The following is a 14860-nucleotide window of genomic DNA, read 5'->3' on the forward strand; positions in this document are numbered from 1 at the left end:
GTTCAACATAACAAGGGGGAATATCAACATGTCTACGGTAGAAGTATATCGTCCAAAAAATCATGTACGATTCGTTACAGCATCCAGTCTGTTTGATGGACATGATGCATCTATCAATATTATGCGCCGCATTCTACAAGCAAGCGGAGCAGAGGTTATCCATTTGGGACATAATCGCTCGGTAGAAGAGGTAGTAAATGCTGCAATTCAAGAGGATGTACAAGGAATCGCCATATCTTCCTATCAGGGAGGACATGTTGAGTATTTTAAATATATGAAAGACCTACTCGTCGAACGTGGAGCACCACATATTCGCATATACGGCGGGGGCGGCGGAGTAATTATTCCGAAAGAAATAAAAGAATTACAAGCGTACGGCATTTCCGGCATTTTCTCACCAGAGGATGGACGTAAATTAGGGCTTCAAGGAATGATCAATCAAATGCTTGTGGAATGTGATGTAGCAACAGAAGCAAAAGGTGTAAGTGAAGAAATTTCTAACGTTACGACAGAAAACCCAGAAGTTCTTGCACATCTAATCACTGTAGCGGAAGAAGCTCATCAAACACATAATGCGGAAGCAGTTAAAATGCTAGGGCAAGCAAAAGAACTATCTAAAAGCACTCCAGTACTAGGTATTACAGGTACTGGGGGAGCGGGTAAAAGTTCTTTAACGGATGAATTAATTCGTCGTTTCCTACAAGAGCTTCCGGATAAGAAAATTGCTGTCATATCTATTGACCCAACGAAGCAAAAAACAGGTGGAGCACTGCTAGGTGACCGTATTCGTATGAATGCAATATTCAACAAACGTGTATTTATGCGCAGCTTAGCTACTCGGGGTTCACGTACAGAATTATCAGGAGCGCTTGCCGATGTACTAGATGTTGTAAGAGTTGCTGGATACGACATGATTATTGTAGAGACAAGTGGAATCGGACAAGGGGATGCGGAAATTACAAATGTATCGGATGTCTCGATGTATGTAATGACTAGCGAGTTCGGAGCACCCTCTCAATTAGAGAAAATTGACATGATAGATTATGCAGATTTAATCGTGATTAATAAATTTGAACGTAAAGGCTCTGAAGACGCTCTTCGCCAAGTGCAAAAGCAGTATCAACGCAGCCGTGAACTTTGGCATGATGATTTAGATACGATGCCTGTATATGGAACTATTGCTAGTCAGTTCAATGATAAAGGAACAAATTCATTATTTGCGGCACTAGTTGCTACTATAAATGAAAAGACTGGTTCTACTTGGGAGACCTCGTACGATCAATTTGTGAAAACGCAAAAACAGAACGTCATTATACCAAATGAACGCCGTTACTACTTACGTGAAATTACAGATGCTGTTCGTGGATACCATCATAAGTCGGAAGAACAGGTTGGCTTTGCAAGAAGACTGTTCCAGCTAGAAGGTGCAATCGAACAAGTGAAGGAAAAAGCGTCAGATGATGTCCTAGTTCAGTCTCTTGAATCATTAGCTGCAGGTGTTCGTGACGAACTGACGGCAGAATCTAAACGCATTTTAGAAAACTGGGCAGCTTTAAAAGAAGCTTATGCTGGAGACGAGTTTATCACAAAGGTTCGAGATAAAGAGATTCGCACGATTCTTCGTACGGAAAGCTTATCAGGAATTAAAATACCAAAAATAGTATTACCTAAATTCGTAGACTATGGGGAAATTTTACGTTGGGTGTATAAAGAAAACGTGCCGGGTTCATTCCCGTATACGGCAGGTGTTTTTCCGTTTAAACGAGAAGGGGAAGACCCGAAACGTCAATTTGCTGGAGAAGGAACACCGGAACGAACAAATCGTCGCTTCCACTATTTATCAAAAGATGATGATGCAAAACGTTTATCGACTGCGTTTGACTCAGTGACACTATACGGAGAAGACCCAGATCATCGTCCGGATATTTACGGAAAAGTTGGGGAGTCTGGTGTTAGTATTTGTACATTAGAGGATATGAAAAAGTTATATGATGGCTTTGACTTATGTGCACCTTCCACCTCAGTTTCGATGACGATAAATGGACCGGCTCCAATTATCCTTGCAATGTTCATGAATACCGCAATTGATCAACAAGTACGCCTGAAGGAAGAAGAACTAGGTCGCACCCTAACTGTTGAGGAGTTTACAGAAGTTAAAACTTCCACGTTACAGGTCGTTCGAGGAACTGTTCAAGCAGACATATTGAAAGAAGATCAGGGTCAAAATACATGTATCTTCTCTACGGAGTTTGCACTACGAATGATGGGAGATATTCAGCAATATTTTATTGACCAAAAGGTTCGTAACTATTATTCTGTCTCTATTTCGGGATATCATATTGCAGAAGCGGGAGCTAATCCGATTTCGCAACTAGCATTCACACTGTCAAATGGCTTTACCTATGTAGAATATTATTTAAGTCGTGGCATGAATATAGATGACTTTGCACCGAATTTATCGTTCTTCTTCTCGAACGGATTAGACCCAGAGTATACGGTTATTGGACGTGTCGCTCGTCGTATTTGGGCAGTTGTTATGCGTGACAAATATGGTGCAAATGAGCGTAGTCAAAAGTTGAAATACCACGTACAAACATCTGGTCGAAGCTTGCACGCTCAAGAAATCGACTTTAACGACATTCGTACAACATTACAAGCTCTGATGGCACTACAGGATAACTGTAATTCGCTACATACAAATGCTTATGATGAGGCCATCACAACTCCTACAGAAGAATCAGTTCGTCGTGCAATGGCGATTCAAATGATTATTACGAAGGAACATGGGCTTTCGAAAAATGAAAATCCTCTGCAAGGTGCTTTTATCGTAGAAGAAATGACAGACTTAGTAGAAGAAGCTGTTCTGTCCGAATTCGATCGTATTAATGATCGAGGTGGAGTGCTTGGAGCAATGGAAACACAATACCAACGTGGCAAAATTCAAGAAGAATCTATGCACTACGAGATGAAAAAGCATACCGGCGAGCTACCTATTATTGGGGTGAATACTTATTTAAATCCTAATCCTGCTTCTGACGAGGATATTAATAATATGGAAATCGCACGTGCAACGACAGAAGAAAAAGAGACGCAGATTACAAATTTACGAAATTTCCAACAAAAGAACGAAGCGGAGACAGAGGAAGCGCTTGCTCGGTTGAAGCAAGTTGCAGTTACTGGTGGCAATATTTTTGAAGAGTTAATGACCACTGTTCAAAAAGCAAGTCTTGGTCAAATTACACATGCCTTGTATGAAGTTGGGGGACAATATCGACGTAATATGTAAATGGATAGCACCCTGAAAAAATAATTTAGTGTTCCGATGATTATCGGAACACTTTTTTACTATTTTTTTGTATAATATACCTAGTATGTAGTAAAGGAGAATTTGAATGAAAAAACCTGTTCACATTTTGATCATAATGATTCTTTTACTACTAACTTTTTTTCTATATAACAAACAACTAGCCTCTGTGCCACTTCTTTTAATATCATTTTACTTGTTTACAATTGTAGGATGTAAAATTTCTCTTTTCAAAAAGAATAAATGAATGTAGCATATAACATACTTGTGTGTATATAATGAAAAGTATGCAAACGAAACATAGAAAGGACGTGCACGATTTGAAATTTCGTGAAATGACAATAACACAACTACAAGAAGAATCGTTAATCGATCTAGCATTTGCGATTTTAGAAGATAAAAAGAACTCATTAACTTTAAAGGAATTATTTGATGAGATTCAACATTATAATGGATTAACAGATGAGGAAATGGCTTCTCGTAAACCTCAATTCTATACAGATATGAATATTGACGGGCGCTTTTTAGCAATTGCTGAAAACCAATGGGGCCTTAGAGAATGGTATCCAGTAGAACAAATTGAAGAAGAATCAGCTCCTACAGTAAAAGTTCGTAAGAAGAAAGATAAAGTAAAAGATAATGAATTAGACGATTTAGATGAGGATGAAATTATCTTCGAAGAAGAATTTGATGAGTTCGTAGAAGATGACGATGATGACGACGACGATGAGGATGATCCAGTGATCGAGTTTGTCGGAGCAGAGATCGATGAAGTAATTGAAGAAGACTTGATTGATGAAGACGATGATGAATTTGAGATTGATGAGGACTTAGACGAAGAAGACGAAGAAGAGGAAGAATAATTCTTGACTTATTTTCTTATGCGCTATAAGATTTTATTGGGCTCTTTTTAAAGAGACATTACTCATGTGCATATGCGCTCCCCTGCAACGAAGCAGGCGGAGCGCTTTTTGTTATTGCTTTACTCTTATTTATTTTGAGTGTTTTAGGCATACTGAAATAAGAAAATGTTCCCATCATATGTGGTGGCGAGCTAGATATTACATTAGGAGGAACACATAATGACTAAATTTATATTTGTTACTGGTGGGGTTGTATCCTCACTTGGAAAAGGGATTACGGCTGCTTCACTAGGTCGTTTATTAAAAAATAGAGGTCTAAACGTAACGATCCAAAAATTCGATCCTTACATCAACTTAGATCCTGGTACAATGAGTCCATATCAACACGGAGAGGTTTTCGTAACAGATGATGGGGCAGAAACAGATTTAGATTTAGGACACTACGAGCGTTTTATCGACATTAACTTGAACAAATACTCGAATATCACAACAGGTAAGGTCTACTCATCTGTCCTAAGAAAAGAACGTCGTGGCGATTATAATGGTGGGACAGTTCAAGTAATTCCACATATTACTAATGAAATCAAAGATCGTTTGTTTTTAGCTGCAAAAGAAACACATGCAGATATCGTTATTACAGAAATCGGTGGAACAGTAGGAGATATCGAATCTCTTCCATTCCTAGAAACAATTCGTCAAATGAAACGTGATGTGGGTAGCGATAACGTAATGTATATTCACTGTACTTTAGTACCATTCATTAAAGCTGCTGGAGAAATGAAAACAAAACCAACACAGCATAGTGTAAAAGAATTACGTAGCCTAGGTATTCAACCAAATGTAATAGTACTTCGTTCAGAAATGCCAGTTCCTCAAGATATGAAAGATAAAATTGGCCTTTTCTGTGACATCAGACCAGAGGAAGTAATCGAATGTATCGATGCAGATTCTCTATATGAAATTCCGTTGAATTTACAAGCACAACATTTAGACCAAATTGTAGTAGATCATTTCAAACTTCAAACTCCTGAAGCAGATATGACAGATTGGATTGGTTTAGTGGACCAAGTAAAATCATTGTCGAAAAAAGTTCGTATTGGTTTAGTAGGTAAATACGTAGAACTTCAAGATGCATACATTTCAGTAGTGGAAGCGATGAAACATGCTGGCTACAAATTTGATGCTGACGTAGAAGTGAAATGGGTAAATGCAGAAGAAGTAAATGAAGAAAATGTTGCTGAAATTCTTGCTGATGTAGATGGAATCCTTGTCCCTGGTGGATTTGGAGACCGTGGTGTAGAAGGTAAAATTTCCGCTACTAAATTTGCACGTGAAAACAATGTACCATTCTTAGGTATTTGTTTAGGTATGCAATTAGCAACAGTAGAATTTGCCCGTTCTATTCTAGATCTTGAAGGTGCTCATTCTACAGAGCTAGATCCAACAACACAACATTCTATTATTGATTTATTGCCAGAGCAAAAAGACGTAGAAGACCTTGGTGGAACCCTTCGTTTAGGATTATATCCATGTAAGTTAACACCAGGTTCAAAAGCACATCAAGCATACGGAGAAGAACTAGTATACGAACGCCACCGTCACCGTTACGAGTTCAACAACGAGTACCGCGAGCAATTCGAAGCAGCAGGATTTGTCTTCTCTGGTACAAGCCCAGATGGTCGCCTAATCGAAATCATCGAGCTACCAGATCACCCATTCTTCGTAGCTTCTCAATTCCACCCGGAATTTGTGTCACGTCCACAACGTCCACAACCATTGTTCCGCGACTTCATCAAAGCAGCCGTTGGTGAATAAGAAATGTGGAAGACGCCGTTTAGCTGCGAAAAGCGCTGGAAGACTTGAAAGAAAAGGCGTCATTTGCCTTTACTAAGAGTCTGAAGCGATCGAGCAGTTGGCGTCTGTAACTGGACCATCTAGAAAAGTGAAAGCACTAACCACAAAAAAGGATTACTCATGCGATATAGCATAAGTAATCCTTTTCTACTTAGTGGAATAACTATTTAATAATATCCTACATGGGTGTGCCTTCCTATAACAGCCGACTTGACAGAAATGACAATCTTGCATGATGGAAAACTTGGGTAGTCGTCAGCTGTAATAGATTAAATGGGAAATAATTCAAAACAACTAAAGAATAATCTCTTTAGGCATTTATATAAACTATTCACCGACTAGCATTTCATTTACCTGCATTTTCACTGCTTCATAAACAAATAATCCAGCTAGTGCATGTGGGAGCACAGTGCGGCCTCCGTCTTCAGTAGGTAGTAGTCCTTTCGAGAGTTTAGTGGATATATATGTATAGGCAAGTTCAGCTAGCATATTAGCTTCACTTACTGGTTCTGCTGCTAATGCACTGAAAGGTATAAACTCGTCATTCATCTTTTTAGCTAACTTCAAAGCTTCTTCGTCTTCACAGGAACGAGTAAGAATCCAAACCCGGTCTGCACTTGTCAGCTTTATTTCAGGTGACCAAACTTGCATAGATGGAAAAGGTTCGGCTGCAAACTGTGCATTAAGGGAAATACTTTTCATTTCTCCAAAAGTGGCGAAAAAAACTGTTCCTTCTCTAGCAGCTGCCTGGGCAAGCAAACGAGCAGTTTCCTCCATATTTTCTTCCTCTGAGCCGGCAATTCTTTGTAATAAACCAGAAAGTTGTGTAGTCAACATCTTCATTAATATTCACCTCTTCTTTATTATAATGCATATGGCGTTTTTTAAAATATATAGTTATGGGTAATAAATCAGGTTAATATGGAAAAATTTTAAATAAAAAGAGGGAATGACGCAACTAATATCGTATAATACAGATAGGGGATAAATAAAGAAGGGGTTTGCATGTTATGAAACATATCTTAATAGTAGATGATCAGTTAGGAATACGATTATTATTGAAAGAAGTGTTTGCCCAAGAAGGGTACGAAGTCAGTTTAGCTGCAAATGGATATGAGGCATTAGAAATTTTGAAGGAATACAAGATCGATGGTGTTTTACTCGATATGAAAATCCCAGGTATGGATGGAATTCAAATTTTGAAGTTAATTAAAGAACAATGGAGTGATATCCCAGTCATGATGATGACAGCATATGGCGAATTGAATTTCATAGAGGAATCAAAGAGGTTAGGTGCATCTCTCTATTTCACTAAACCATTCGATGTATTTGAACTAAGAGATTCTGTGAATAATCTCCTGAAATAAGTTGGAACAGCAGGCAGTGGAAAACATCGCCTGTTTTTGTTATGATGTAAAAGAAAAGTGGTAGATACCATTTAAAACTATTATATAGTTCTGTTAATAGTATTGCGTAAGTATATATTTTTTCAGGCGATTGGTATCTCCGTTTAAAGAATAAGAAACAAAGATAATATGGAGAATAAAAGCAAATAGAGGAGGTCCATTTCAATGGCTTTAGTTTCGATGAAAGAAATGCTGGAAAAAGGGAAAAAAGAAGGATATGCAGTAGGGCAATTTAACATTAATAATTTAGAGTTCACACAAGCAATCCTGTTAGCAGCTGAGGAAGAAAAATCTCCAGTAATTTTAGGAGTATCTGAGGGTGCAGCAAAATATATGGGTGGTTTCATTGCAGTCGTATATATGGTTAAAGGACTAATGGAATCTTATAAAATTTCCGTTCCAGTGGCAATTCATTTAGACCACGGTTCTAGCTTTGAAAAATGTAAAGAAGCAATTGATGCAGGATTTACTTCTGTAATGATTGATGCTTCTCATCATCCGTTTGAAGAAAATGTAGAAACTACAATTAAAGTTGTAGAATATGCACATGCTCGCAACGTATCTGTAGAAGCTGAACTGGGAACAGTTGGTGGACAAGAGGATGATATTATTGCTGAAGGAGTTATCTATGCAGACCCTGCTGAATGTGCAGAACTTGTGAAACGTACAGCAATCGATTGTTTAGCTCCAGCTCTAGGTTCTGTTCATGGACCATACAAAGGTGAACCAAACTTAGGCTTCAAAGAAATGGAAGAAATCTCGAAACTTGCAGACCTGCCACTTGTTTTACACGGTGGAACTGGTATACCAACACATGATATTACACGTTCTATTTCACTTGGAACTGCAAAAATCAATGTAAATACAGAAAATCAAATCGCTGCTACTAAAGCTATTCGTGATTTCTTTGCTGCTGACACAGAGCAATATGATCCACGTAAATATTTGACGCCTGCACGTGATGCGATTAAAGCAACAGTAATCGGTAAAATGCGCGAGTTTGGAAGCTCAAATAAAGCTTAATAATAATTAGAAAAATAGCTACAAGGGAGAAGTGTTCAATGAACCTTCTCCTGTTTTTCCATCATGAGGAGGATATTATTCATATGAAATTTTTTATCGATACTGCCAATTTTGACGAAATAAAAGAAGCACACGCTTGGGGGATTCTATCAGGAGTAACAACGAATCCATCTCTAGTTGCAAAAGAAAATATCTCATTCCACGATCGCCTTCGTGAAATCACTGCGTTAGTAGACGGATCAGTTAGTGCAGAAGTAATTGCACTAGATGCAGAAGGAATGATTAAAGAAGGTAGAGAACTTGCTGCCATAGCACCAAACATTACTGTAAAGTTACCAATGACTCCAGAAGGTCTGAAAGCATGTTCAGTATTCCGTTCAGAAGGCATTAAAACGAATGTTACGCTTATTTTCAGTGCAAACCAAGCATTATTAGCAGCACGTGCTGGGGCAACGTATGTATCGCCATTTTTAGGTCGCCTAGACGATATCGGTCATGATGGTATGGAACTGATTGCGAAAATTGCTCAGATATTTGATATTCATAATATCGACACTGAAATTATTGCAGCTTCTATTAGACATCCTCAACATATTACAGATGCAGCTTTAAACGGTGCACATATTTCAACGACTCCTATTAAAGTATTGAAACAATTATTCAATCATCCTTTAACTGACAAAGGAATTGAAGGATTTCTAGCGGATTGGAACAATCGTAAAAGCGAGTAACAAGACGAGGGAGAACTGTATGGAAGTTTATAAAATAAAAGGGGGACAACGCCTTCAAGGAACTATTAAAGTAAGTGGGGCAAAAAATAGTGCAGTTGCACTTATTCCTGCTTCTTTATTGGCGAATTCCCCTGTAACTATTGAAGGATTACCAGAGATTTCGGACGTTTTAACACTAAAAGAAATTTTAGAGGAAGTAGGAGCTAAAGTAACATTTGAAAATGGAACAATGACGATTGATCCGACAAATGTTGTGGATATGCCTCTACCAAATGGCAACATCAAAAAACTACGTGCATCTTATTACTTAATGGGTGCCTTACTTGGACGATTCAACAAAGCAGCAATTGGTTTACCTGGTGGGTGCCACTTAGGGCCACGACCTATTGATCAGCATATTAAGGGGTTTGAGGCTTTAGGTACATCAGTATCCAATGAACATGGTGCGATTTATTTGCGTGCACAAAACTTAGTTGGCGCTAAAATCTATTTAGATGTTGTAAGTGTAGGTGCTACTATTAATATTATGTTAGCAGCCGTTAAAGCAAAAGGCCGTACAATCATTGAAAACGCAGCAAAAGAACCGGAAATTATTGACGTTGCAACATTATTATCTAATATGGGTGCGAACATCAAGGGTGCAGGTACAAATGTCATCCGAATTGACGGTGTTGATGAATTACATGGTACAAAGCACACGATTATTCCAGATCGTATTGAAGCTGGCACATTTATGATTATGGCCGCAGTCGCTGGAGATGGTGTGACAATTGATAATGTAATTCCCTTTCACGTAGAGGCATTAACTGCAAAGCTTCGTGAAATGGGTGTGAAGGTGGAAGAATATGAGGAGAAGATTGTCATTCCGAAAGTGGAAACAATCTTACCTGTAGACGTAAAAACTTTGGTATATCCAGGTTTTCCAACCGACCTACAACAACCTTTTTCTGTATTGATGACCCAAGCTACTGGCACATCTGTTATTACAGATACTATTTACTCCGCTCGATTTAAGCAAATCGATGAGTTACGTAGGATGAATGCAAATGGACGTGTGGATGGAAGAACGGCAATTATTACAGGACCGGTAAAATTACAAGCAGCTACTGTTCGTGCAAGTGATCTTCGTGCTGGAGCAGCGCTTGTACTTGCAGGTTTAATTGCTGATGGTGAAACGGAAATTCAAGATATATTCCATATAGAACGTGGTTATAGCTCCTTAGTAGATAAGCTTCAAGGACTTGGAGCGAATATTAGACGAGTAGAAATAAAAGAAATAGAAGTAAATAACGATTAATACTCTACTAGCAGTGTGGTTTATTTGATATTTGAAAATTATATTGTTATTTGTCTAGCCTCTCGAGTAGCTTAAGAACTGTAAATAAAGGCAAAGAACGCCTTCATTGCAGTTCTCCCAGCTCTCATCAGGACTGACATAGGCATTTACTATTTTCTTAATATCAAATTTGACAAATATGCTACAATGAGACAGGAAGAAAAGCAATTTGGAATTTCTGATATTGCAAAACTGGAGGCTTATATTATTATGGAACGTAGTTTATCAATGGAATTGGTTCGAGTAACAGAAGCAGCAGCAATCGCATCTGCACGTTGGATGGGGCGAGGGTTAAAAAATGAAGCGGATGATGCAGCAACAACTGCGATGCGTACAGTTTTTGACACGATTCCTATGGAAGGCGTAGTTGTAATCGGAGAAGGAGAGATGGACGAAGCACCAATGTTATATATTGGTGAAAAACTTGGTCTTGGAAGCGACGGTCCTCATGTTGACATCGCAGTAGATCCTTTAGAAGGTACAAATATCGTAGCTTCAGGTGGTTGGAATGCACTTGCGGTACTTGCAGTTGCCGATCGTGGAAACTTACTTCATGCTCCAGATATGTATATGGATAAACTTGCCGTAGGACCTGAATCTGTAGGTCTAGTGGATATTAATGCATCAGTTTTAGATAATTTAAAAGCAGTTGCTCGTGCAAAAAATAAAAACATTGAAGATGTTGTGGCTACTATTTTAGGTCGTCCTCGTCATCAAAAAATTATTGATGAAATCAGAGCAGCTGGTGCACGTATAAAACTAATTACAGATGGTGACGTTGCAGGAGCTATTAATACTGCGTTTGATGATACAGGTGTAGATATTTTATTCGGTATGGGTGGTGCTCCAGAAGGAGTTATCGCTGCTGTTGGATTAAAATGTTTAGGTGGAGAAATCCAAGGGAAACTTATTCCTCAAGACGAAGCAGAGCTTGAGCGTTGCATCAAAATGGGATTAGACGTAAACAAAATTTTACGTATGGAAGACTTAGTTAAAGGCGATGACGCTATTTTCGCTGCTACAGGAGTGACAGATGGAGAACTACTTCGTGGAGTACAATTTAAAGGTGCCTTCAGTTCAACGCATTCCATCGTTATGCGTGCAAAATCAGGTACAGTTCGATTTGTTGAAGGTCGTCACAGTCTTAACAAAAAACCAAACCTAGTTCTATAAAGAAATTTGAAAGCACCTTTTGGGGGAAGTCAGTCTAAGTTCGCGACATCGTGTCGAAACGACTGACTGACCCACATCCTGTGGGCCTCCGAAAAGCGTTGGAAGACTTGCCATAAGGGCGTAGTTTGCCTTTTGTCCAAGTCTGAAGCGACCGCGAGGGGCTAGGTGCTGGAGCTAGACAGAAAAGAAATGCGAAAGCACCTACGTAAGCCCCGAAAAGCGCTGGAAGAATTGCCATAAAGGCGTAGTTTGCCTTTTGTGCAAGTCTGAAGCGACCTCGAGGGGCTAGGTGCTGGAGCTAGACAGATCTTGATTAGTAAGTTTATACTTTCTTAGTCTATAAAAAAGAACTTTCCTTTATGTTTTACCCGGCGACCAATCTCTGGCGTCGGGTAACCTCTTATAAAACTTCTTTCTCAATATCTCAAAATAGTAAAACAATAAAAAACAATAAAGAGTGGTGCATTCCTATATGACACAAACAACAATTAATGAGTTAGAAAACATGACTCTGAAAGAACTATATACACTTGCGCGAAAATTTAAAGTAGCCGCATATAGTAAACTTTCAAAAAAAGAACTTATTTTTGCAATCTTAAAATCTCGTGCGGAACAAGAAGGATTTTTCTTCATGGAAGGCGTACTTGAAATTATTCAACAAGAGGGCTTCGGTTTCTTGCGCCCGATTAACTATTCGCCTAGTTCAGAGGATATTTACATCTCCGCTTCTCAAATAAGAAGGTTTGACCTTCGTAACGGAGACAAAGTAACAGGAAAAGTGCGACCACCAAAAGAAAGTGAACGTTATTATGGCCTGTTACATGTTGAATTGGTCAACGGGGAAGACCCTGAAGTAGCAAAGGAAAGAGTTCATTTTCCTGGACTAACCGCTTTATATCCTGATCGTCATATCAAATTAGAAACGGATCCTGAGAAACTATCGACTCGTATCATGGACTTGGTAGCACCAGTTGGTTATGGTCAACGTGGATTAATAGTAGCGCCACCAAAAGCTGGTAAAACATTACTTATTAAAGAAATTGCTAACGCAATAACTACGAATCATCCAAATGCGGAACTAATTGTTTTATTAATAGATGAGCGTCCAGAAGAAGTAACTGATATTGAGCGTTCGGTTAAAGCAGATGTAGTGAGTTCTACATTTGATGAAGTTCCAGAAAATCATGTAAAAGTGGCTGAGCTTGTACTGGAAAGAGCAATGCGATTAGTTGAACATAAACGCGACGTTATTATTTTGATGGATTCAATTACTCGTTTAGCTCGTGCTTACAACTTAGTTATTCCACCAAGCGGTCGTACACTATCAGGTGGTATTGATCCTGCTGCTTTCCATCGTCCAAAACGATTTTTCGGAGCAGCTCGTAATATCGAAGAAGGTGGCAGTTTAACAATTCTTGCCACGGCATTAGTCGATACGGGATCAAGAATGGACGAAGTAATCTATGAGGAATTTAAAGGAACTGGTAACTTAGAACTTCACTTAGACAGAAGCCTTGCAGAGCGCCGTATCTTCCCAGCGATCGATATTCGTCGTTCAGGAACAAGAAAAGAAGAATTACTTATACCGAAAGAGCAGTTGGACAAACTTTGGGCGATACGTAAAACCTTCTCGGATTCATCTGATTTTGGAGAACGCTTCTTAAGAAAGCTTCGCCAAACCAAAACAAATGAAGGATTCTTCGAACAACTTGCTGTAGAAATGAAAGCGCATAAAAGTGGTAAAGTTTCACTATAAAAAGTAATTACTAAAAACAAATATAAACTAAACATTTGCATTAAACGCCTATAGATGGTATTATATTTAACGTAACATCACAATTTTCTGCTACATATGCGATTGACATCAATCGGATCGTGTAAGGTATCAGTATCATAACCAACTCTGTTCCAGATGGTTCAGGGCGAGAGGAGAGATAGAGATGAAAGCAGGAATTCATCCCGATTACAAAGAAGCTACAGTATCATGTTCATGTGGTAACACATTCACAACTGGTTCTGTAAAAAATGACATTAAAGTCGAGTTCTGTAACGAATGTCACCCATTTTACACTGGGCGTCAAAAATTCGCAGCAGCTGATGGCCGTGTGGATCGCTTCAACAAAAAATACGGCATTAAAGAAGAAATTTCAGAAGACCAAGAAAACTAATATTGAAGTACCTGTAGAGCATTTTGCTTTGCAGGTATTTTTATTTTAAGGCAAATATGGTTTCCGTTAACAGTTCACGTATGATATAAATAAGATAGAAAATACATAGCACACAAGGAGACAAATTATGGCGCAATTATTTTATAAACACGGAGCGATGAATAGTGGAAAATCAATAGAGATATTAAAAGTTGCTCATAATTATGAGGAACAGGACAAACCTGTTTTAATATTTACACCAGGAATAGATACACGTGACGAAGTCGGTCATGTTTCTAGTAGAATTGGCTTGAAAAGAAAGGCAACAGCTATTTATGATGAAACTAATCTATTTGAATTAGTTCAGGCAGAATCTATTAAGCCTTACTGTGTGTTAATCGATGAAGTTCAGTTTTTAACAAAGGAACATGTTCTGCAACTAACGAAAATAGTAGACGATTTAGATATTCCAGTAATGGGCTTCGGACTAAAAAATGATTTCCAAAATGAACTTTTTGAGGGAAGTCGTTATATGCTTATTTACGCAGACAAAATTGAAGAGATGAAAACTATCTGCTGGTTCTGTCATAAAAAAGCAATTATGAATCTACGAGTTGATGACCAAAGAAAACCTGTCTACACTGGCGAACAAATTCAAATAGGCGGCAATGACTCCTACTACCCAGTATGCAGAAAATGCCACGCCAATCCACCGTTATAAAGTAGTTATTAACCACTTCATGTATTTTATTGAAGTGGTTTTAAATTATAAAAAGTATAAAAATATGTTTAACTAAACCCAGTGGCTAATGATACTATTAATTTCCGTTTCAGGTGGACGCTTTCCGTGGGCACGGCTTCAATCTCCTCGTCACTACGAAAACATATGCTCCTGCGGTTACTCGTCGCAAAGACATTGATCTAACAAAGTTTGACCAATGTCTTTCCTGCGGGGCTTTCAGCTCGTGCTGTTCCCACTAGAGTCGCCACCTTACACTCCAATCAATTAAATGAGTAGTACTC

Annotated in this window: 12 protein-coding genes; 11 read left to right on the plus strand and 1 reads right to left on the minus strand. The window is 38.6% G+C overall.

Annotated features, from left to right (window positions below):
• Window positions 1-28: 28 nt before the first annotated feature.
• From icmF to MHI47_RS03060, 3 genes are all read left to right on the plus strand, one after another.
• Complete coding sequence (gene icmF, locus MHI47_RS03050; RefSeq protein WP_340829425.1) at window positions 29-3286, plus strand: fused isobutyryl-CoA mutase/GTPase IcmF; 3258 nt, start codon at window positions 29-31, stop codon at window positions 3284-3286.
• 338 nt (window positions 3287-3624) lie between these two features.
• Window positions 3625-4167, plus strand: a complete 543-nt coding sequence (gene rpoE / locus MHI47_RS03055) for a DNA-directed RNA polymerase subunit delta (protein WP_175496206.1) — start codon at window positions 3625-3627, stop codon at window positions 4165-4167.
• A gap of 219 nt (window positions 4168-4386) precedes the next feature.
• A complete protein-coding gene (locus MHI47_RS03060; RefSeq protein ID WP_340829427.1) occupies window positions 4387-5982 on the plus strand; it encodes a CTP synthase in 1596 nt (531 codons plus the stop codon).
• 366 nt (window positions 5983-6348) lie between these two features.
• Here the strand turns inward: MHI47_RS03060 and MHI47_RS03065 are convergent, their stop codons facing one another.
• Window positions 6349-6864: a DUF2529 family protein gene (locus MHI47_RS03065; RefSeq protein ID WP_340829428.1), complete on the minus strand. Its 516-nt coding sequence runs from the start codon at window positions 6862-6864 to the stop codon at window positions 6349-6351.
• A gap of 167 nt (window positions 6865-7031) precedes the next feature.
• Between MHI47_RS03065 and MHI47_RS03070 the strand changes: the two genes are divergently transcribed.
• The 8 genes from MHI47_RS03070 to MHI47_RS03105 all read left to right on the plus strand — a co-directional run bounded on the left by MHI47_RS03070 (window position 7032) and on the right by MHI47_RS03105 (window position 14558).
• Window positions 7032-7388, plus strand: a complete 357-nt coding sequence (locus tag MHI47_RS03070; protein ID WP_093535775.1) for a response regulator — start codon at window positions 7032-7034, stop codon at window positions 7386-7388.
• Between the two features lie 204 nt (window positions 7389-7592).
• Window positions 7593-8450: a class II fructose-bisphosphate aldolase gene (locus MHI47_RS03075; protein ID WP_093535773.1), complete on the plus strand. Its 858-nt coding sequence runs from the start codon at window positions 7593-7595 to the stop codon at window positions 8448-8450.
• Between the two features lie 83 nt (window positions 8451-8533).
• Window positions 8534-9181, plus strand: a complete 648-nt coding sequence (gene fsa, locus MHI47_RS03080; RefSeq protein ID WP_090565661.1) for a fructose-6-phosphate aldolase — start codon at window positions 8534-8536, stop codon at window positions 9179-9181.
• 19 nt (window positions 9182-9200) lie between these two features.
• Complete coding sequence (locus MHI47_RS03085) at window positions 9201-10478, plus strand: UDP-N-acetylglucosamine 1-carboxyvinyltransferase (RefSeq protein ID WP_340761472.1); 1278 nt, start codon at window positions 9201-9203, stop codon at window positions 10476-10478.
• Window positions 10479-10727: 249 nt separating this feature from the next.
• Window positions 10728-11690, plus strand: a complete 963-nt coding sequence (glpX, locus tag MHI47_RS03090; RefSeq protein ID WP_093535769.1) for a class II fructose-bisphosphatase — start codon at window positions 10728-10730, stop codon at window positions 11688-11690.
• Window positions 11691-12162: 472 nt separating this feature from the next.
• Window positions 12163-13446, plus strand: a complete 1284-nt coding sequence (gene rho, locus MHI47_RS03095) for a transcription termination factor Rho (protein WP_093535767.1) — start codon at window positions 12163-12165, stop codon at window positions 13444-13446.
• A gap of 184 nt (window positions 13447-13630) precedes the next feature.
• Window positions 13631-13858 carry a 50S ribosomal protein L31 gene (rpmE, locus tag MHI47_RS03100; protein ID WP_093535765.1) on the plus strand — a complete coding sequence of 76 codons (228 nt, stop codon included), beginning with the start codon at window positions 13631-13633 and terminating at the stop codon, window positions 13856-13858.
• Between the two features lie 127 nt (window positions 13859-13985).
• Entirely contained in the window at window positions 13986-14558 is a 573-nt protein-coding gene (locus tag MHI47_RS03105) for a thymidine kinase (protein ID WP_093535763.1), read from the plus strand.
• Window positions 14559-14860 lie beyond the last annotated feature (302 nt).

The sequence above is a fragment of the Psychrobacillus sp. FSL H8-0487 genome (genome assembly GCF_038008385.1).
GTDB classification, from domain to species: Bacteria; Bacillota; Bacilli; order Bacillales_A; family Planococcaceae; genus Psychrobacillus; species Psychrobacillus psychrotolerans.